The organism is Geobacter sp. 60473 (assembly GCF_036323535.1).
Lineage (GTDB): Bacteria > Desulfobacterota > Desulfuromonadia > Geobacterales > Geobacteraceae > Geobacter > Geobacter sulfurreducens.
Window position 1 is genome coordinate 3,573,531 of record NZ_AP028967.1, and the last position, 20,205, is coordinate 3,593,735.

General features: G+C 57.7%; 17 protein-coding genes and 1 pseudogene. 9 read left to right on the forward strand and 9 right to left on the reverse strand.

Annotated elements, in window-relative coordinates; translation table 11 throughout:
* Nucleotides 1-33 precede the first annotated feature (33 nt).
* The 7 genes from nuoL to AABA48_RS16340 all read left to right on the forward strand — a co-directional run bounded on the left by nuoL (nt 34) and on the right by AABA48_RS16340 (nt 8,062).
* Nucleotides 34-2,034, forward strand: a complete 2,001-nt coding sequence (gene nuoL / locus AABA48_RS16310; protein WP_286351326.1) for an NADH-quinone oxidoreductase subunit L — start codon at nt 34-36, stop codon at nt 2,032-2,034.
* 33 nt (nt 2,035-2,067) lie between these two features.
* Complete coding sequence (locus AABA48_RS16315) at nt 2,068-3,636, forward strand: NADH-quinone oxidoreductase subunit M (protein WP_286351327.1); 1,569 nt, start codon at nt 2,068-2,070, stop codon at nt 3,634-3,636.
* Nucleotides 3,637-3,670: 34 nt separating this feature from the next.
* The gene (locus AABA48_RS16320; protein ID WP_286351328.1) at nt 3,671-5,125 is read left to right on the forward strand and encodes an NADH-quinone oxidoreductase subunit N; all 1,455 of its coding nucleotides are present in this window, start codon (nt 3,671-3,673) and stop codon (nt 5,123-5,125) included.
* 100 nt (nt 5,126-5,225) lie between these two features.
* Nucleotides 5,226-5,741 carry a thiol peroxidase gene (tpx, locus tag AABA48_RS16325; RefSeq protein ID WP_286351329.1) on the forward strand — a complete coding sequence of 172 codons (516 nt, stop codon included), beginning with the start codon at nt 5,226-5,228 and terminating at the stop codon, nt 5,739-5,741.
* Between the two features lie 284 nt (nt 5,742-6,025).
* Nucleotides 6,026-6,472: a YqaA family protein gene (locus tag AABA48_RS16330; RefSeq protein WP_286351330.1), complete on the forward strand. Its 447-nt coding sequence runs from the start codon at nt 6,026-6,028 to the stop codon at nt 6,470-6,472.
* Nucleotides 6,459-7,649: a vWA domain-containing protein gene (locus tag AABA48_RS16335; protein ID WP_286351331.1), complete on the forward strand. Its 1,191-nt coding sequence runs from the start codon at nt 6,459-6,461 to the stop codon at nt 7,647-7,649. Before AABA48_RS16330 ends, AABA48_RS16335 begins: the two co-directional genes overlap by 14 nt.
* A gap of 2 nt (nt 7,650-7,651) precedes the next feature.
* Complete coding sequence (locus tag AABA48_RS16340) at nt 7,652-8,062, forward strand: hypothetical protein (protein WP_286351332.1); 411 nt, start codon at nt 7,652-7,654, stop codon at nt 8,060-8,062.
* A 146-nt stretch (nt 8,063-8,208) separates the two neighbouring features.
* Here the strand turns inward: AABA48_RS16340 and AABA48_RS16345 are convergent, their stop codons facing one another.
* From AABA48_RS16345 to AABA48_RS16365, 5 genes and pseudogenes are all read right to left on the reverse strand, one after another.
* A complete protein-coding gene (locus AABA48_RS16345) occupies nt 8,209-9,687 on the reverse strand; it encodes a sensor histidine kinase (RefSeq protein ID WP_286351333.1) in 1,479 nt (492 codons plus the stop codon).
* Nucleotides 9,688-9,771: 84 nt separating this feature from the next.
* Entirely contained in the window at nt 9,772-11,373 is a 1,602-nt protein-coding gene (locus AABA48_RS16350) for an ammonia-forming cytochrome c nitrite reductase subunit c552 (protein WP_010941025.1), read from the reverse strand.
* Nucleotides 11,374-11,405: 32 nt separating this feature from the next.
* Nucleotides 11,406-11,618, reverse strand: coding sequence for a 4Fe-4S dicluster domain-containing protein (locus AABA48_RS16355; protein WP_235045041.1), 213 nt, complete (start codon nt 11,616-11,618; stop codon nt 11,406-11,408).
* A gap of 48 nt (nt 11,619-11,666) precedes the next feature.
* Nucleotides 11,667-11,909 (reverse strand): annotated as a pseudogene (locus tag AABA48_RS16360) (4Fe-4S dicluster domain-containing protein); the annotation flags it as partial.
* A gap of 319 nt (nt 11,910-12,228) precedes the next feature.
* Nucleotides 12,229-13,605, reverse strand: coding sequence for a sigma-54 interaction domain-containing protein (locus tag AABA48_RS16365; protein WP_010941027.1), 1,377 nt, complete (start codon nt 13,603-13,605; stop codon nt 12,229-12,231).
* Between the two features lie 258 nt (nt 13,606-13,863).
* Here AABA48_RS16365 and AABA48_RS16370 point away from each other — a divergent pair, with 258 nt between their 5' ends.
* Nucleotides 13,864-15,147: an OmpA family protein gene (locus AABA48_RS16370; RefSeq protein ID WP_286351334.1), complete on the forward strand. Its 1,284-nt coding sequence runs from the start codon at nt 13,864-13,866 to the stop codon at nt 15,145-15,147.
* Nucleotides 15,148-15,240: 93 nt separating this feature from the next.
* Here AABA48_RS16370 and AABA48_RS16375 read toward each other — a convergent pair whose 3' ends face one another.
* Nucleotides 15,241-16,134, reverse strand: coding sequence for a peptidylprolyl isomerase (locus AABA48_RS16375; protein ID WP_286351335.1), 894 nt, complete (start codon nt 16,132-16,134; stop codon nt 15,241-15,243).
* A gap of 249 nt (nt 16,135-16,383) precedes the next feature.
* On the opposite strand from AABA48_RS16375, the gene AABA48_RS16380 reads away from it, so the two are divergent.
* A complete protein-coding gene (locus AABA48_RS16380; protein ID WP_286351336.1) occupies nt 16,384-16,839 on the forward strand; it encodes a hypothetical protein in 456 nt (151 codons plus the stop codon).
* 12 nt (nt 16,840-16,851) lie between these two features.
* Here the strand turns inward: AABA48_RS16380 and AABA48_RS16385 are convergent, their stop codons facing one another.
* The 3 genes from AABA48_RS16385 to AABA48_RS16395 form a co-directional block, all read right to left on the reverse strand.
* Nucleotides 16,852-19,374: a helicase C-terminal domain-containing protein gene (locus AABA48_RS16385; RefSeq protein WP_286351337.1), complete on the reverse strand. Its 2,523-nt coding sequence runs from the start codon at nt 19,372-19,374 to the stop codon at nt 16,852-16,854.
* Between the two features lie 107 nt (nt 19,375-19,481).
* Complete coding sequence (locus tag AABA48_RS16390) at nt 19,482-19,757, reverse strand: cytochrome c7 (RefSeq protein ID WP_286351338.1); 276 nt, start codon at nt 19,755-19,757, stop codon at nt 19,482-19,484.
* Between the two features lie 135 nt (nt 19,758-19,892).
* The gene (locus AABA48_RS16395; RefSeq protein ID WP_286351339.1) at nt 19,893-20,180 is read right to left on the reverse strand and encodes a cytochrome c3 family protein; all 288 of its coding nucleotides are present in this window, start codon (nt 20,178-20,180) and stop codon (nt 19,893-19,895) included.
* Between the last annotated feature and the right edge of the window lie 25 nt (nt 20,181-20,205).

Genomic DNA, 20,205 nt, shown 5'->3' on the forward strand with positions numbered 1-20,205 from the left:
ATTCTGAATTTCTCGCTATAAAAGGAGTCAGGAATGTTCGAGTACGTATGGCTGATACCCCTGTTTCCCCTGATCGGTGTCATTGTTAATGGCCTATTCGGGAAATCAATCAAGAACGAGAAGGTCATCGGTGGCATTGGCGCACTGATGGTGTTTTGTTCATTTCTCGTGTCGTGCGGAATTCTCATCCAGCTGCTTTCCCTCCCTGTAGAGGAGAGGTTCTTTGAGAAATCCCTCTTCACCTGGATCGCTGCCGGTACATTTAAGACAGACATTGGTTTCCTCATCGACCCGCTCTCGACCCTGATGATCATGGTGGTAACCGGTGTTGGTTTCCTGATTCACGTTTACTCCATAGGCTACATGCACGGCGAAGAAGGGTTTTATCGGTACTTTACCTACCTGAACCTCTTTACGTTCTCCATGCTTTTGCTGGTCCTCGGCAGCAACCTGCTCCTGATGTTCGTCGGTTGGGAAGGTGTCGGTCTCTGTTCCTACCTCCTCATCGGCTACTACTTTCATAAAAAATCCGCTGGCGACGCAGGTAAAAAAGCATTCGTCATGAACCGCGTTGGTGATTTCGGTTTTCTTCTCGGTACGTTTACACTGTTCTGGTATCTTGGACAGAACCATAATGTCTGGACCATCAACTTCCGTGAGCTTTCCGCCAATGCGCACTTGCTTCCCGTAGGTGGGATAGTTACGGTCATCACGCTCTGCTTCTTCTTGGGCGCCACAGGTAAGTCTGCACAGATCCCTCTCTATACATGGCTTCCCGACGCCATGGAGGGCCCCACTCCCGTATCTGCCCTCATCCATGCGGCGACCATGGTTACTGCAGGTGTGTACATGATCGGCCGCCTGAATTTCGTGTATATCAGGTCGCACGAAACTATGATGCTTGTTGCGGTTATTGGTGCGGCTACCGCCATTTTCGCCGCCACTATCGGTACAGCCCAAAATGACATCAAGCGGGTTCTGGCATACTCCACCGTATCGCAGCTTGGTTTCATGTTCCTTGCCATGGGTGTCGGTGCGTTCACTGCAGGTATCTTCCACCTTATGACTCACGCATTCTTCAAGGCTTGTCTGTTCCTCGGTTCCGGCTCGGTCATTCACGCAATGCACCATGCGCTCCACCATGCGCACTCCCACGACGATCCGCAAGACATGCGTAACATGGGGGGCCTGCGCAAGGCCATGCCAATCACCTTCCTGACTTTTCTTGTTTCCACCATCGCCATTTCAGGCATTCCTGGCTTCTCCGGATTCTTCTCAAAGGACGAGATTCTCTGGGCTGCCTTTGCCAACCCGCTGCACGGCAGTCTCAATGTGCTTCTGTGGGGTACGGGCATCATTGCCGCAGGATTTACCGCATTCTACATGTTCCGCCTGGTGTTCATGACGTTTACCGGCGAGTGCAGGATTAATCCGAAGGCCAAGGATCACCTTCATGAGTCTCCCTTTGTCATAACCTTCCCCCTGATTGTCCTCGGCATACTTGCCGTGGTCGGCGGCTATGTCGGAATGCCAAAGATTCTGGGCATGCTGCCCAACTATCTTGAGCACTACCTGGAGCCTGTCTTCCTCGGATCCCATGAGTTCATGCAGCAACAAATGCAGGGACACGGAGAAGTACACTACAGTCATGCCTTTGAGTTCGGAATCATGGGAGTTTCGGTCCTCATTGCACTGGTGGGTATATCCATTGCCTATGTCCTCTATGTGATGTCTCCGTCACTGCCTGCCAAGTTTACAGCCGCGTTCCCGGCGCTCCACAGGGCCGTATACAATAAGTGGTACGTGGATGAGCTCTATGATTTCCTCTTCGTTAATCCGTGCAAGGCTCTCGGCAATTTCCTGTGGAAAGGATTCGACGTTGTAGTCGTCGATGGTATGGTCAATGGAGTTGCCGCTGTTGTGAAAGGATTCGGGAGCGTTCTTCGGAACACCCAGACCGGTTACGTGCACAACTATGCCTTCTCCATGGCTGTTGGCGTGGTGGTGATCGTAGCGTTTTACCTCTTCCGCTAACAAAGTATTACTAGGACTAAAGGAGCAGAGTTCATGAGCCAGTTTCCGTTAATCAGCGTGATGACCTTTCTTCCACTCCTGGGGGTCGTACTGCTCTTCTTCGTCCCCAAGCAGAGCCACTCGGCGCACAGGATGCTTGCCTTGCTGGTTTCTCTGGTGACCTTTGTCGTGTCGATACCTCTGGTTACTGGTTTCCAGAGTAACGCCGACTTCCAGTTCGTGGAGAAAATGCCGTGGATAGCAGCGGGTCCGTTCCAGATGAACTATCACGTTGCAATCGATGGTATCAGTCTCTGGCTCGTTATCCTTACGACATTTATCATGCCGATCGCCATCCTCTCTACTTGGACTGCGGTGGAAGAGAAGGTCAAGGAGTACATGATCTGTCTCTTGCTGCTTGAAGTGGGGATGCTTGGAGCTTTCGTGTCACTGGACCTCTTCCTGTTCTACATCTTCTGGGAAGTGATGCTCATTCCGATGTATTTCATCATCGGGATCTGGGGTGGGAAAAATAAGATTTATGCTGCAGTCAAATTCTTCATCTACACAATGGTCGGCTCCCTGCTCATGCTGGTCGCTCTGGTCACCCTTTACTTCAAGGCAGGGGCTGGAGACTTCAACGTGCTCAGGTTCTATGAAGTAACTCTTGATCCGGCAACACAGGTCTGGATGTTCTTGGCCTTTGCCCTGGCCTTTGCCATCAAGGTCCCCATGTTCCCTCTCCACACGTGGCTTCCGGACGCCCACACCGAAGCACCGACGGCCGGCTCGGTTATTCTGGCAGCAGTGCTCCTGAAGATGGGGACTTACGGTTTCGTTCGTTTCGCAATGCCGCTCTTTCCAGACGCAACCGATAAATTCACCCCCCTCATTGCTACGCTTTCGGTTATTGGCATCATATACGCTGCCCTTGTTGCAATGGTTCAAGAAGATGTCAAGAAGCTTGTAGCGTACTCATCTGTTGCTCACCTGGGTTACGTCATGCTGGGTGTGTTCGCACTGAATATTCAAGGCCTTTCCGGTGGAATGCTGCAAATGCTCAACCACGGTGTCTCAACCGGCGCACTGTTCCTCATCGTTGGCTTTATTTATGAGCGCCGCCACACTCGACTGATTACGGATTTCGGAGGGCTCGCCAAGCAAATGCCGGTGTTCGCTACGATATTTATGATCGTCACGCTTTCCTCGATCGGTCTGCCCGGCACGAACGGTTTCGTAGGTGAATTCCTCGTTCTTCTCGGTGCGTTCGAAAGTGAGCTGCGTTGGTATGCTGTAATCGGTACAAGTGGCGTTATTCTGGCAGCTGTTTACATGCTCTGGATGTTCCAGCGCGTAATGTTCGGCGAGCTCACAAACCCAAAGAACCAGACCCTGTGTGATCTGAATGCACGTGAAGTTGGCATCATGCTTCCGCTGCTTGTTCTGATCTTCGTGATGGGTGTATATCCCACTCCTTTCATTGAGAAGATGAGTCCGTCACTTGAAAAGCTCATTGTTCATGTGAAGACCAAACAGCAGGGTGCCGTTGCTCAGATGCAGACCATGCCTGCTGCTCCCCAGGTCATGCCTGCAGCTGTTGTTATGCCTGCAGAACTTAAGTAAATCCGTCTCAGAATAGCCACCGGAGGGATATTAGATGGAAACAATCGTACTCCCAGTCATTAACCTCGCCCCCATCATGCCCGAGATCATACTTTCGGTCTTTGGCATGGCGCTGCTTCTCGTAAATGTGTTCGTGCCGAGTGAGCAGAAGGCCTATCTGGGATACCTGAGCCTCGTAGGCATCATCGCAGCCGGCGTATCAACCGTCGGGGGATGGGGAGTACCACTCGACTCGTTCAGCGGCTCTGTTGTGCGGGACAACTTCGCTCTTTTCTTCAAAGGAATATTCCTGCTCTCGGCCGGATTGACGATTCTTATCTCCGATCACTACATGAAGCGTGAAGGATGCAACCAGGGAGAACTCTATCCCCTGATTCTGTTTGCCACCATGGGAATGATGCTCATGGCATCCGGAACGGATCTCATGACAGTGTTCCTTGGCCTTGAAGTACTGTCAGTTTCGTTGTATGTCCTTGCGGGATTCAATCGGGCTAATCTCAAGTCGAATGAGGCAGGACTCAAGTACTTCCTTCTCGGCGCGTTTTCGACCGGGTTCCTTCTCTATGGCATGGCACTGACCTATGGTGCCACCGGCACCACGAAGATCCCCAAAATCGCCGAATTCGTAGCAGCCAACGGCATGGTAGCCCAATCACCGATGTTCTACATCGGTATGCTCCTCATGGCGTCCGGGTTCGCGTTCAAAATTGCTGCCGCTCCCTTCCACATGTGGACTCCTGATGTCTATGAAGGGGCTCCGACCCCGATGACTGCCTTCATGTCCGCTGGTCCTAAAGCAGCCGGTTTTGCCGCTTTCATGAGGGTCTTGATCGTGGCATTCCCTTCCCTCAAGGCCGACTGGTCTGACCTGCTGTGGGTCCTTGCAGTACTTACCATGACAATCGGCAACCTGATTGCACTCAATCAGGATAATATCAAAAGGATGCTTGCCTACTCGTCCATTGCTCACGCCGGCTACGCACTCGTCGGTTTCACCGCCGGAAACGCTGAAGGGGCAGCCGGTATCATGTTCTATATGCTTTCCTATGCGTTCATGAACATCGGAGCCTTTGCCATCATCATCCTTGTGGGCAAGAAGGGCGAGGAAAATAACAATGTCGCAGACTACGCCGGTTTTGCCACAAAGCATCCGGTTCTGGCGCTGGCCATGGCGATCTTCCTGTTTTCCCTGGCAGGCATGCCCCCTACGGCTGGATTCATCGGTAAGTTTTATCTTTTCTCGGGCGCTATCAAGGCCGGTTACATCTGGCTCGCCATCATCGGTGTGCTGAACAGCGCCGCTTCTGTCTACTACTACCTCAGAGTTATGGTCTACATGTACATGAAGAATCCTACTGAGGAATTTGATTGGATGACTCTTTCCCCCGCTGTCATGCTCTGCATTCTGATTGCCGTGGTAGGCGTCATCATTCCCGGTGTGGTTCCTTCGTATCTTCTCGAACTTGCCCAAAAAGCCGTCCTGCTTTAATAGCGGCAATAACCTTTGAAAAAAGCCCCTCCACGGAGGGGCTTTTTTTTTGTTAAAGTCTGTTAGACTTGATATCACACCATTCACAAGGAGGAGACCCATGGAGGAGCGATCTGGCATTATTACATTCAAGGGCAATCCCATGACGTTATTAGGGCCGCAGCTAAAGGTCGGGGATCAGGCTCCCGCGTTCGCTGTGGTCGATACGTCGCTCACGGTGAGATCTCTCAACGATTTCGGATCAGCAATTAAGATCATCAGTGCCGTGCCTTCGCTCGATACGCCGGTCTGCGATGCGGAGACACGACGCTTCAACCAGGAGGCCGCATCGTTGCCGACCAATGTCGTGGTCCTGACCATCAGCCTTGATTTGCCATTTGCTCAGAAGCGCTGGTGCGGCGCCGCCGGCATTGACCGCGTGGTCACCCTTTCTGATTATCGGGATCGATCGTTCGGCCTCGCCTACGGGGTGCTTATCAAGGAGTTGATGCTCTTGTCCCGTTCGGTGTTCGTGGTGGATGGAGGTGGTGTAATCCGTTACCTTCAGCATGTGCCGGAAGTTACCTCCGAGCCTGACTATGCAGCGGTCCTAGACGCAGTGCGTGCCATGCTGTGATGGTATTTCTTCACCCCGGCAAAGAACGGGAACTGCCGGGGTGAAGCTCCCCACCGCGGATCAAACTTAACGGGCTGTTGAAAAACTATTTCGGGGCCGGTACGCGGTGTTGACCTTTACTCAAAAGCTCAACGTACCAACGGGTACGCCTCGCTGTTTTTCTCTCTTGCGCTTGGCATCCCGGCCTTCTCATGACGTTTATCAACAGCCAGTTAATGGTGCTAGCACTAGGGCTGGGAGGATAGTCTTTGACATTGTTCGCCGCGTTCCGCTAATGTCGTACCATGGAACAACAACTTGCCGCTAACGGCCTGATTGCCTTATTTGTGGTGAGTTTCCTTGCCGCTACCCTCATCCCTGTCGGTTCCGAGTGGTTGCTTGTCGCTTTGCTGACCCAGGATTACAACCCACTGGCTGTTACAACTACGGCAACTGTCGGCAACATTCTCGGCGCTTGCACTACCTGGGCCGTCGGCATGTGGGGGGGCGTGTATCTGATACGGCGGGTCCTTCGTATATCGGAGGATGCTGAACGCAGAGCAGAGCAGTTTTATCGTCGGTACGGTTACTGGTCGCTTCTTCTTTCATGGCTGCCGATACTTGGAGATCCCCTTTGTCTGGTAGGAGGAATATTGAGAGTGGGGTTCGGCCGGTTCGTACTGTTGGTTGGAATCGGAAAACTCGTGCGCTACTCCTTCATTGCTTGGGTGACGGTCCATGCGGTCAACTGAAGCTTCAGCCCCTCGGGAGCTGGAAAACACCATTGTGCGGCTATTGAAACGTCGTCCCTTCTATGGTCAATTCCTGTTAACGATGCGTCGAGAGCAGCGAGCCGGGACTTTTCCCTTGGGGGTAACGTTTCGGGACGGTGTCCCGGTCTTGATGGTGGATCCTCTCCGGTTCGGCGCCGAGTCTCCTGCCGTCAGAGAAGGGTTGCTCGAGCATTGCGTCAAACATGTCATTCACCTCCACATGGTGCGACGAAAAGGACGTAACAGCCATGATTGGGATGTGGCCTGCGATTTGGCCATTAACCCGTCCATTGAACATCTGCCCGCCGATGCGCCGCTTCCAGTTCATTTCTCCGTCGACGATGGCCTGGCTGCCGAAGAGTATTACAGCCTGCTCTCCAACCCGTTCGATGCCGGAAGCCTGGAAGGCCAGGGTACAGGACGAGCAAGTCGGGACGAAGGCGGTGCAGTTGGGGAGGGCTGCGATCGGGACCTGAACGCCGCTACTGTTGACGACCACAGTACCTGGGAAGAAGCTGACTCGACCCCGCTTCGACTCGCTGAGGAGGTGGTGCGCGGCATGGTGCGGGAGGCCTGGCGACAGGCCGATGGTCACGTACCTGCAGATATCCGACGCGTTATAGAAGGAATGCTTGCGCCTTCGCCGCTTCCGTGGCAGCAGGTCCTGCGGCAGTTCGTTGCGGCTGCTGGACGTACCGGCCGTGAAACGAGTTGGCTGAAAGAGCACCGTCGCTTCGTTCACATGACGCCTGGTATCCGCAAGCGGAGGCGGTTAAATCTGCTGGTCGGGATCGATGTGAGCGAATCCACCGACACCGTGGAGCTCCGGGAGGCATTTGCCCGGGAGTTGGTCCGGATATCCCGCAGTCGTGATGCGCAGGTAACCGTTATCTATGCCAACAGCCGGATTCAGCGGATGGAAAGCTTCAAGGGGGGGCTGGGCGTAACCGAGGCTTACTACGGCGGTGGATTCACGGATCTTCGCCCTGTCTTTGATCATGCACGGACAATGACCCCCCGTCCCGCAGTGGTAGTTTACCTGACCGATGGGGTCGGGCCCGCCCCCGAACAGATGGAGTTTCCCACCCTGTGGGTGCTGACACGGGCAGGGGAGAAACCCGTCCCCTGGGGGGTGGAAATGAGGCTGGAGGTTTGACCATGGAAGAACTGAAGCCGATGACCACGGAGTCGGTGAAAGAACTGCTGGTAGAGGCAGGGGCTAAAGTCATGGCGCGCTCGGGGAGAACGGAAAGCTACAGTGCGCCCCGGGACTTTTCCTTCGAGGTTAAGGCCATCTTCCCCAATGGTATGGGACTTCACATCGTTGCGCGGCAGTTCAACTACCGCGATCCATGGGAAGCGACAGGCCGAGTCAACGACCTGGTCGATGTTTCATTGCTGCGGGATGGCATCTACGCGCCCCTTCCCAAGGGATACAAATGGTTCCAGGGGGGCGATCTGGAGGAAGGAGTGGATGAGGCACGACTCAGGGAACTCATTGTCTGTGTTCGCGATGTCAATCCGAAGCTTTATCTGCTCCAGGAATTGACAGGAGACTTGTCGCAGTAAGACATTGCCTGTTGACAGAGTCTGAAACCTTGGGTAAAAGATAACCAATTAGGCTCTATGCATCCATGGTGTTTCATCGGTTCCAGGGACGGAACCGCCTTTACGATCAAGCCGCCTCGAAGCAAACGTTGGCGGCTTTTCCGTGTCTACGGCACAGTAAAATAGAATGTCGCCCCTTCTCCGGGCATGGCTTCTGCCCAAATCCTTCCCCCGTGGCGTTCGATGATACGGCGGACCGTGGCGAGGCCGATGCCGCTTCCTTCGAACTCGCTGGAATGGAGGCGTTCAAAGGGAGTGAAGAGCCGATGGGCGCGTGACATGTCAAACCCTGCTCCGTTGTCGCGGATATAGTAGATCGTTTCTCCTGTGAGTTCGCACCTCCCGAACTCGATCACGGCTGCTTCTTTGTCTCCAGTATACTTCCAGGCATTATCCACAAGATTTTCGATCACTCCCCTCATCAACCTCCAGTCACCATTTACGACTACCCCATTGGCAATGGTTGTCTTCACGTTCCGTTCGGGAAAGCGAAACCGGAATTCCTCAATTACCATCGAGGCCATATGCGAAAGGTCAACCGGCTCGCGGCGAATTTCTTCCCGTCCGAGGCGGGCGAGGCTGAGCAATGATTCGATGAGCCGGTTCATCCGCTTGCCGGCTGTCAGAATCCGCTCCACATAGCTCCGCCCCTTATCGTCGAGACGCGAACCGTAGTCGTCCAGCAAGATTTTGCCGAATCCGTCTATGGACGTAAGGGGGGTTCGCAGATCATGGGAGACCGAGTAGTTGAAGGTTTCGAGCTCGTGGTTCAGTGCCTCCAACTCTGCGGTACGCTCCGCGACCCGTTGTTCCAGTTCGGTGTTGGCCAGCCGGGCGTGCTCCTCGGCCCGGCTTCGCTCGGCGATCTCACGCTTGAGTTCACCGTTCACCCGGCTGAAAAAGATGAGGACGGCAGTGGTCAGAACAAAAAAGAGGGAGTGGATGAGAACGATCTGGACTCGTACCATGGCCAGAGTTCGTCCGAACGGAGCATAGGGGAATGAGACACTGATGCCACCAAGAATTGAACCGGGGCGGCGGCGCTCCGTCATTTCATGACAGCTGAAGCAGGCCGCATCCGACTTGAGGGGCGTCATGAGTCTGAACATCGTTCCGTTATGGCCGTGCTCTACAGACCATATCTCGGGTTTTCCTTCCTCAAAGCCGCGCAGTGCCTGCTCTTCCCACTCGTCGGGACGGTTCGCCGGATTCACGGGGACACTGCTGGTGATGTGGATCGCCACGTCCTGAATTTTACGTAACTCTTCTCCCAGGAGCCGGGTCATGTAGGCGGGGTTGATCTTGGTCAGTTTCAGGCCATCCGTGGTCTCCACGTCGCGCCTGGGGTCCTTCAGGTAAGGGTTGGGGCGGATCGTATCGGAGACCGGCAGATAGAAGCCGCCATGCTCTGCATTCCACTGCCGGGTAGCGATGATCGAGCGCAGGATGGAGCGACCCATCTGTGCCGCCAGTTCCTCGTAGTGCTCAGCTGCCAATCGAAGGTTAAACCAGAGGGATAGGCCCGTCACTACCATGAGGAGGGCGAGAATCAGATAACTGTATGAGACAATGCTGTTGCGATGCATGAGACAAATGGCCTGTTCCGGCAGAAAGCCCGGACTGCGGGAGCAGACCGGGCTTTCTGCCGGAGGACAACGGGAAGAAAATGGTTACTTCTTGGGTTCCATGGCGTCGTTCAGGAGCTTAACCCCTGCCTTGGATGCCGCGATGGAGGAGGTCAGGCTGTCGCGGGCCAGTTCGGGATTGTGGAAACCGTCGCTGTTTTCAGCGGTCCAGTACTCCCACAGTACATGGGCTTCCTCATGCTTCTCCCGTGCCTTGGCCAGGACATCTTCACCGATTCCCATCCGCTTGGCGGCGGCGTAGGTGTCGATCAGTTGGCCGAGCCAGTATTCCGCCTTGCGCATCTTGCCGCGGATGTAGTTACGGGTTCCCTCGATCTGGTAGGACTTCTGCTCCACGGTGCTCTTGGGATGGCAGCCGAGACAGGCTTCTTTCACATGGTGAGCGGGACGAATCACGCCGTGGGATTTAAACATCTTGCCGTCTTTGCCCTTCATGCGCGGCATGTGGCAGTCGGCGCAGCCGACGCCGGCCCGGTCATGGACACTGCCCGCGTAGGTTTCGGCTTCCGGGTGCTGCAGCTTGACGAGGCGTGCCCCTGTGATCGCGTGCTTGAAATCGTAGAAATCGAGCTTCTTGTAGTGTGCGAGGAGATCCTTTGCATTTTTGAGGGGGAAGTGGTTGGTGCGCTGGTCGTCGTAGCCCACTTTCTGGCCGTCTGACCACTGGGAGCCCGCGTTGCAGTTGTACTCAACGTGGCACTGGGCGCACATGAGCCGGGAATCGGTCTTTTCCATGACGCCGATCTTGCGGAAACCGTCGCGGAAAGAGATAACCTTCAGGTCGGTCTTGCCGTTCTTGGCGAAAATATTGGCGGTCGGGTCCTTCTCAATTGCCTGGATCAGGCCGTCACGCACCACGCGGGGTTGGGTGCCATGGGGGTCGTGACAGTGGATGCACCCCACCGGATTCTGGGTGTCCTTGGCCACTGCAACGATGTCGGAACTCCGGTCCCACGTGGCCTTGGGGTCCTTGTCCCCCATAAACTTCCATTTGAGGATGTGATCGGACGTCTTGCACTGGATACAGGTGGGATTTCCCGCCATGGCCGTTTCCGGTAGCTTCTTGCCCGTGTCGGTCAGGATGTCCCATGCCTTGCCGGTGGCGTCCATTCCCCAGGCGCCCTTCTTGTACTGAAAACGCCCTCCCTGGAAACGGTCGACGATGAATTGGTCAACCACCATGAAGGCGTGTCCCCGGGGTTCGTTGTGCTCGAAGGTGAAACCGTGGCCGGCCAGGAGCTTGTCCTGCATGGGGGAGCGCCCGGTGGGAATCCCTTTCTCCTTGCGCGGTTGGGCGTCGTAGTTGACCGTGAAGAAACTGCTGTATTCATTTTTGTGGCACGAACCGCACTTGGCCGGATCCAGATTGGTGCCCGGCTTGGTCTCGTAGTTGGCCAGGTGCTCCTTGAGTTTGTCGTGGCAGGAATCGCAGGCAAGACGGGCGTGCTTTGATCCTTCCTTGAGGGCCTTGACCTCCTCGTGACAGCCGTAGCATGTCTCCCGTCCGTCTCCCTTGGCACCCGTGGCAGCAGGCTTGCCCTTTGCCGCCGTGGAGAGTGCCGGGATCGACAGGGCGACTGCCGCTCCCGCGGCCACCGCCAGTACAGCCAGTCGTTTCTTCCACATACGTTGATTTCTCCTTTCGTGATAGGTTACGGCTAGCCGTTCAACGGCTCAATACTCATCGCGTTCGGCTTTGCCGGGCAGACATGTCTGCAGCCGCCGCAGCCGGTACATTTTCGTTTGCTCACCCGGATGGTTCTGCCGAAGATGAGGGTGAGCGCTCCCTCGGGACAGCGCTCAATGCAGACGGAACATCCTTCGCGAACCAGGCAGCGGTCACGGATTAACCGGGCTCTGCCGATCACCATGCGTTCCCCTTCGTTTGGCAGTGTCAGAATGCCCTTGGGGCAAGCCCCGGCGCAGAGGTAGCAAAAGGTGCAGCGCCCCTGGAAAAAGTCGAGGTGCGGTCCCTTTCGGGCAAAGTCACGCACGATAATTGCCGAGGGACAGGCATCCCGGCAGGCGGTGCAATCGCCGCAGGAGCCAGATGCGGTTTCCTTAAATCGCGGCGGTCGGCACACGGGGGTAGCCGCGCCGATGTTCCGCGCCGCACTCCAATAACCGGACAAGAATCGGAACAGAAACCAGCGTCCTGCCATTGCCCCGCCTTTGCTTATCTGTTAGGCATTTTGCGGTGTCGGAAGTGTCCGGGAATTCTCTCTGCAGAGATGCTGTCTATTAAATTAGCAAACATTCTAGAACATGCAACGCGTGGAGAGGGATACACTGCTTATGGTCAGCCGTGTGTCCTGAGAAACTGTCTGGCAGGGAAGAGCAGGTTGCGTACCAACCATGGCTCAGAAGTGCAATGTTGTCTAATTAGCCGTAATTGTTGGTGGTAGGAGATGGCGGCGGCGACGGTTTGCGCTTTAGAATGTGGCGAAGTGTTACTTTGAGGTAACGTATGTGTGGTGGGCGTTACGTGCGCTCCATCTGTTTAAGTTTTTCCCAAAGAGTCTTGCGGGAGATGCCGAGGAGTTTTGCCGCCACCCCCTTGCGGTTGCCGGTTGTCTGCAGCGCTTCGCGGATGGCCTCCTGTTCGGCGACGGATACCGCCCGGGAGAGGGTTGCCGTCGGTGGCTCCTTGGGGAGAGCGGCACCTGCCGGCGCCGCAGATGCTCCCGTCACGAAGTAGGGGGCAAGATCGGCCAGGGTGATGGTCTCGCCCATCGACAGGGCCACGCCCCGCTCAATGGCATTCTCCAACTCCCGGACGTTCCCCGGATAGTCATAGTCCAGGAGTGCCTTGCGGGCGTCTGGGGCGATGCAGTGGACCGGTTTGCGCATCCGCTCTGCGTAGACGGACAGAAAGTGCTCGGCCAAGGGGAGAATGTCTTCACGGCGCTCCCGGAGCGGCGGCAGATGGATGGGAATGACGTTGAGGCGGTAAAAAAGGTCTTCCCGAAAGGCCCCGCGCTCGACTTCCCTGCGCAGATCTTTGTTGGTGGCAGCGATGATCCGCACATCAACGGCGATCTCGCGGTTGCCTCCGATCCGCTCCAGGGTCTTTCCCTGGATTACGCGCAACAGCTTTGCTTGGGCGGCCAGGGGCATCTCGCCGATTTCGTCGAGGAAAATGGTTCCCAGGTGGGCCTGTTCGAATTTCCCCTTGCGTTCCCGCACCGCCCCCGTGAATGCTCCCCGCTCGTGGCCGAAAAGTTCCGATTCCAGAAGCGTTTCCGGGAGGGCGGCGCAGTTTACCTTGACGAAGGGATTCTTGTGGCGCGGGCTCATCTGGTGAATGGCACAGGCCACCAGTTCCTTGCCTGTCCCGCTTTCGCCGGAGATGAGGATGGTGGAATCAAGGGCTGCCGTAGCCCTGATCATGTGGAACACCGGTTCCATGGCATGACTTTTTCCGATCATTCCGCCGCAGGCGAAGTCGGCGCGTACCTGCTCCCTCAAGGAGTTGTTTTCCTCCTTGAGGAGCTCTTTCTCGGTGATGTCCCGCGAGATCAGGAGAGTCCCCTCGTAGATCCCGTTCTCGTTTCGGATGGGGTAGTAGCTGTTTTCGAAGATCTTTTCCCTTACGTGGATCACTCGGGTGGAAAAAGGGATGTCACCCCCCTTGAGCCCGGCGATGAGCCGACGGATGCGCCCTTCGGACGCGGGTGAGTGAATGGAGACGATGCTCCGCCCCAGATAGTTGCCGGCGATGATTCCGCGGATATCCTCGGCGGCCGCATTGATATAGCGGATTCTGTCGTCTGCGTCGGCGAAGATGATCCCCTCTCCCATGCTGGCGAGAATTGCCCGAAAAACGGGCAAATGAAGCGGCTGTGGTTCAGTGCGCACGGTAAGTCCTCCCGAATGTTACTTGATCGTAACACGGCAACGATTTCGACTCCACTATTTTCCCGTGATTAGGGACGAGAAAGTCGCGGCAGCCGCCTGTCGGTTGACATTGACCCCTCGTGGCGTATAATTGTGCCCAATCAATGAACAGAGTCACATCACCATGTCATGAGCAGCGACTGTACGGTTCAGGGCTGTGTCGTTCCGGCGCGGGCAGTGAGCCGTCACGCAGCATCTACTACTCAAAGGAGGTCATCAATGAAGCAACGAATCGTGCCCGGACTGCTTGCCTTGGCCGCGATAGCCGTCACGGCCGCGCCAACACTCGCCGAAAACAGGAGCGGAGCAGGGTACATCTCTCCCTTTGTGGGCGGCTACACGTTTGACGGCGCACAACACCTGAAAACCCGTCCGACTTTCGGCCTGAGAGGCGGCTACAACCTGGACAAGAACTGGGCCGCTGAACTGCTCTTCGGTTATGTCCCCACCAAGCAGAGCAGGGGGCAGGGAAATGACGCGGATGCTTACCGTTACGGTCTCGACGTCCTCTATAACTTCATGCCGGACAGCGCTCTGGTGCCGTTCCTCGCCGTAGGCGGCGGCGCATCCACCATCGATCACTCCGAAGGGGTGAGCGACGAGCACGAGCAGTATGTGAACTACGGCGGCGGCCTCAAATACTTCCTGACCGACAATTTCGCACTTCGTGGCGACGTGCGGCACATCTACATGCTCGGCCCCGAAAACCACAATTTTGAGTACACGGTGGGACTCAACTACCTCTTTGGCGGTGAGCGCCCCGCGCCGGCCAAGGTTGCTGCGCCTCCCGAGCCGCCCAAGGCCGTCGAGCCGCCTCCTCCGGCTCCCGTGCCCAAGAAAGAGATTGCACCGCCTCCTCCGCCTCCTGCTCCCAAGGATACGGACGGCGACGGGGTCATCGATGACTTGGACAAGTGCCCCGATACCCCTGCGGGCGTGAAGGTCGATAGTGTCGGTTGTCCCCTCGATACGGACAAGGACGGCGTTTACGATTACCTGGACAAGTGCCCCGGCACCCCTGCCGGCGTGAAGGTGGACAGCGTCGGTTGTCCGCTCGACACTGACGGCGACGGCGTCTATGACTATCTGGACAAGTGCCCCGACACGCCCAAGGACCTGGCGGTCGACGCAAAAGGGTGCCCCGAGCGTATCTGCATCACTCTCGGCGTTCAGTTCGACACCGACAAGGCCGTGGTCAAGCCTCAGTACAATGACGAGATCAAGAAGGCCGCCGACTTCCTGAAGGAGTACCCCGAGGCGACCGCCGTCATTGAAGGGCACACCGACAGCGTCGGGAGCGATGCCTACAACCAGAAACTTTCGGAGCGGCGTGCCAAGGCGGTCATGAAGTATCTGGTCGACAAGTTCGGTATCAGCGCCAAGCGCCTCTCGGCCAAGGGTTTCGGCGAGTCCAAGCCGATCGCCGACAACGCAACTGAAGAAGGACGGTTCAAGAACCGTCGGGTTGTGGCGGTTATCGACTGCGGCATGAAAAAACGCTGACCTGTTGCTCCCCTGAAAAGGAAAACGGCGCGCTGCCTGAGCAGTGCGCCGTTTTTTGATGCCGGCCAGGTCTAATTCGATGCCTTGCTGCGGCTATTTCCCCTCGCCTGACTGCTTCTCCGTGCCGGCGGGCAGCTCCAACTCCGCCTGCTTGGCGACCTCGTCGACAAATTCCCTCAGTTTTCTCTGCTCCGCCTCCTCCTGCAGTTTGGTGCGCAGGGCATCCTTCACCTCGTCGAAGGGGAGAGCCCTTTTCTCCTTCCGTTCATCTACCTTGACGATGTGATAGCCGAAAGGGCTCTCAACGAGTCCACTCATCTCGCCGGCCTTGAGGGCGAACACCGCCTTCTCGAATTCCTCGGAATTGGTTTGTCCGGGAGTGATGGCGCCGAGCAGGCCGCCTTCTTTTGCCGACTCGGTGTCCTCGGATGCCTCTGCGGCCACGGCGGCAAAGTCTTCACCCTTCTTCAGCCGTTCAAGCACCCCTTCTGCCTTTGACCTGGCCGCCGTCTTGGCCTGGCTGTCGGCAGCGTCGGCGATTCCGATGAAGATGTGCCGGACTATGGCCTGCTCAGGCATGACAAAGTCTTTGGCATGCTCCTGGTAATAGGCTCGCAGTTCTGCGTCGGACACCTTCACGCCGGCAATGACGACCTTGGTCAGGTATTCGCGGGCCAGGAAATCGTCCACAAAATAGCCGAGCCGCTCCCTCACCTCAGGCTTGCGGTCGAAGCCGTCTTTTCTGGCTTTCATGGCGATGGCACGGGTCTGCAGGATTTCCCGGGCCAGAAGGGACCGCTGCTCCGGATTTTTTCGGAGCTGCTGCTGTGCTTCGGCCGGCAGGGCATCGATAAACCGATCCAGGTCCGCCTCCCGAAGGGTGAACTCGCCCGCTTTCCCCACCACGGGGTTGATTTCTTCCGCCCGAGATACGCCGGCTGCCAATGCCACGAGGAGCGCGCCCACCAGTAAAGTCCTTGAAGTCATGTGTCCTCCCTCTGTCATGATGGTGTGGAATGCGTAATCATGTGTTTATCCGACCTATTAGCACAGGCCTTGGGGAAAAGCCAGCGCCACCTGGGGCGTGCAGTGCCGTACCGCGGGGACAGGGCTCCACAGCCTCCCGGGACCTTTCCTGTCTTCCATCTGCTCAACTGAGTTGTAAAACGATATTTTATTTGGTAAGGTGTATACCACTTGCCAACAACGGCGATTACTTCACATCAAGGAGTTGTCATGGCACAGGTGTTTGATTTTACACGACTGCGCAGGCTGACGATTATTCACGTATTTGTTCAGGCCTTTCTGTTGATTCTCCTTGTCGGCACTACTTCTGTGCTTCTCGGCAAGGTTCCGTCCCAGGTCTTCATGAATAGTGTCATCAGGGTCGTGGTGCTCCAGCTGATCCTTTTTTATCCCGTGTACAAGCTTGCGGCATCGGATGCGGAGCGTGAGGTGGCATCGGCCGTCACGGGGCTAACCGCCGACGAGGTGCAGGCCCTGCGCCGCAAGAGGGTGTTCAGTGACATCCTTAAGGGGGCGCTGATCATCTTTTTTTTCACGTTCATCCTGAGGGCTCCCGGCGCGCCCCAGATCCAGTTCTCCATACTTGCCGTCTTCCTCCTCTCATACCTGGCCTACTTTCAGTGTTTCAACACGGTCGCCAAACGGCTCATGCGCGCCAAGAGCTGAGGGAACCTTACACTACTGCGAAGGAGAGGCCGTGAAAAACTCCGTCATGGCCCCGAAGACTTCCGCTGAAGAGCCGGTCACGAGACGCACGGGCGGCAGTGACCGGAGGAAGTGCCCGCCGTAGTTTTTCGTCAGGACCCGGCTGTCGAGGATGAGGACCGCACCCCGGTCCTCCCTGCTTCTGATCAGCCGTCCGAATCCCTGCTTGAACTTGATGACCGCCTGGGGAACCGTGTATTCCATGAAGGGATCGCCCCCGCCGGCGGCGATGTGTTCGGCCCTGGCCTCCAGGACCGGTTCCGTGGGGACCCTGAAGGGGAGCCGTGTGAGCGCCACCAGTTCCAGAGCTTTCCCCTGGACGTCTACCCCTTCCCAGAAGGAGTCGGTGCCGAAGAGCACGGCGTTGGGCTCCTGCTTGAACCGGGCCAGGAGGTGGTGCCGGTTGACCTCTCCCTGGCGCAGGGGGGTGAGGCCCCGCCGCTTCAATGTTTCGGCCATCCTGCCGAAAAGTTTTGCCAGCAGATCGTAGGAGGTGAAGAGGACAAAGGCGTGTCCCTCCGAGATGGCCAGCCCCTGATGAAGGGCCAGTTCCAGGGCCTCCTGGAAGCCGCGCGAGGCAGGTTCCGGAATGTCGGCGGGGATGCCCACGAAGGCCTGGTGCTCGTAGTCGAAGGGGGATGCCAGGAGGAGTTCGGTGACCCGGTCCTGTTTCAGGAGGGCGATGCCGGTCCGTCCGGCCAGATAGTCGAACCGTTCTCCCACCGCCAGGGTGGCGGAGGTGACGATCACGGTCCGGAAGGCGTCGAAGAGAGTCCGCTTGAGGGATGCCGCAACCTCCAGAGGAGACGAGCAAAGTCGCACGACCATGCCGTTCTTGCCCCGCTTCACCTCAAACCAGCGGCAGACTTCTCCCTCGCGGCCGATGAAGAAGAGGAGGTCGCCGGCCACGGCTTCGAGCCTGCCGGTGATTCCCCGGAGGTCAATGAGGAGCCCGGCAAGCTTTTCCCGTACCTCCTCTGGAAGACGCACACAGGCCGTGAGGACTCCTTTCAGCTCCCGCACGTAGTCGTTCAGGTCCGCAGTCAGTTCCCGCACCTCGTCGTCCACCACCCGCCAGAGCCGGCTGCCGAAGAGCGACGGCGTCACCCGCAGTTTCCGCTCACCGGCCGCGCCCCCCCGTTCCGACAGGTGCCCCACGAGGGCGATCCCGATGGCGTCCATGGCGCGAGTGACGCCGTCGGCCAACTGCTGCCGGCGGGGGAGGAGGGTGCCGTCGATCCGTTCGGCCAGTTCCCGGTAGAGTTCGTCGAGGGCTTCGGGCATCTCCCGGGCAAGCCCCGCCGAGAACTGGGGCAGGAGTCCGCGTTGGGGCTTGCGCGGGTTCTGGAGCCTTCCCAGGAGTTTCAGCAGTCCCGTGCGGGAGACCTGGGCCGACAGGTGGCCCGTGGCCACGTCCTCCAAATGGTGCCCCTCGTCCACGATGAGCCGTTCGAAAGGGGGGAGGATGGCGGTGGAGCGGTAGCCGGCCTCCTGGCGCAGGGCCAGATCGGCCATGAGGAGTGAGTGGTTGACCACCAGGACGTCGGCGCTGGCTGCCTGACGGCGGGCGGAGTAGAAGAAGCAGCGGGCGTAGAAGGGGCAGCGGACCCGGCCGCACTGGTCGGCCTCGCAGGCGACTTCCTCCCACGCCTCCTCCTTGGGAATGATGGAGAGATCGCTCCGGCACCCCTCCCCGGTGGTCTCGCTCCAGGCGATGATGGCCTCCAACTCGCCGGCGGTGGGGTCGTCGGCGAAGAGCGAGGGCTCGGCCTTGACGGCAGCCAGTTTGCGGCGGCAAAGGTAGTTGGAGCGTCCCTTTACGAGCACGGCTCTGAAGGAGATGCCCGCGTGCTGCTGGAGAAATGGGATGTCCTTGCGGGTCAGCTGTTCCTGAAGGTTGATCGTGTTGGTGGAAACCACCACACGCTCCTGGTTGCGGATGGCCCAGAGAACGGCGGGGACCAGGTAGGCCAGCGACTTGCCCGTGCCCGTGCCAGCCTCAATGATCGCCACCCGGTCGTCGTTGAAGGCCTCGGTGACGCGGAACGCCATCCTGAGCTGTTCGTCCCGGTACTCATAGCCGGGGAGGTTGCCGGCGAGGACACCGGCCGGCGCGAAGATCCGCTCGATCTCCGGGAACGACAGCCTTTGGGTTTCCCGCCGGGCAAAGGGGGGAACCACTTGGTAACAGTTCTCGGCCCGGTTGTCGATGATTGAGAAGCCCACCCCCTGGTTTCCCAGGAGCGAGGCGATCTCCACGTCGGCCTGGGAGGGGGTGAGAACGCCGGAGGGATGGTTGTGGATGACCACGTCGCCGAAGCTGGTGGCAATCATGATGGCGGCCACGGCGTCCCGGTTGCCCCGGGCAAGGGGCTCCACCTCCACAACGAGGAGGTTCTCGTCCGTGCGCCCCAGAAAGAAAACCTCGTTGCCCCCGGCGTCGGTGATGGCCGCGCGCAGGTCGAGGATGGTCTGTTCCGAAAAGTAACGTTTCATTGCCGTGAGGATACCGGAGCGGGGGAGGCGGGGGCAAGGGGATTCGCACGAAAAAGGGCGGATCGCTCCGCCCTTTTTCGCACATGCCGGGGTATGCCGGTGCCGGATTACTTCTTGTGGCACTCACCGCACTTGGTGGGGCCCTTCTTCATCTCTTCGTGACACCCTTTGCAGGACTTGCCGTGGGCCATCTCCTTGCCGAACCCTTCGATCTTGCCCGGCGTCTTGCCGTGGCACACGGCACAGTCGGGCACAGCGGCCTGGTGTTTTTTGTGATCAAAGGTCACGTTACCGTTCTTGGCGGTGAAGGTCATGGTGTCGGCGGCCAGGGCGGCGCCGGCGGCGAAGAGGGTGAGGGCCAGGGATGCGATCAGTCTTTTCATGGTGATTCTCCTTTCGGGTGTGTGTGCGAAATCGCATGGTCCCAGTGTAGGAGGTCGGCACCGCTGTCCGCCATCGACATCTATCGCCATGTCACCCGATGTCGGGTCTGCGGCGGGCATGACGTGTCGGTGGAATCAAGGGGTTAAGCCACCCTTGTGGCAATCGCCGCAACGGGTCGGCCCCATCCTCATCTCTTCGTGACATCCTTTGCACCCCTTGCCGTGGGCCATGACCTTGTCGAACCCGTCGATCCTGCCCGGCCCCTTCTCGTGGCAGCCGCGGCATTCGCCCAGGGCGTCCTGGTGCTTTTTGTGGGGAAATACCACGGCCCCGATCCGGGTCGGATAGGTGATTCTGTCGATGGCGCCGGCAGAGCCTGTCAGGATGATGAGGAGAGCCGCAGTTGCTGGAATGAATCTCATGGTCACACTCCTTTGCAGGTGAGTT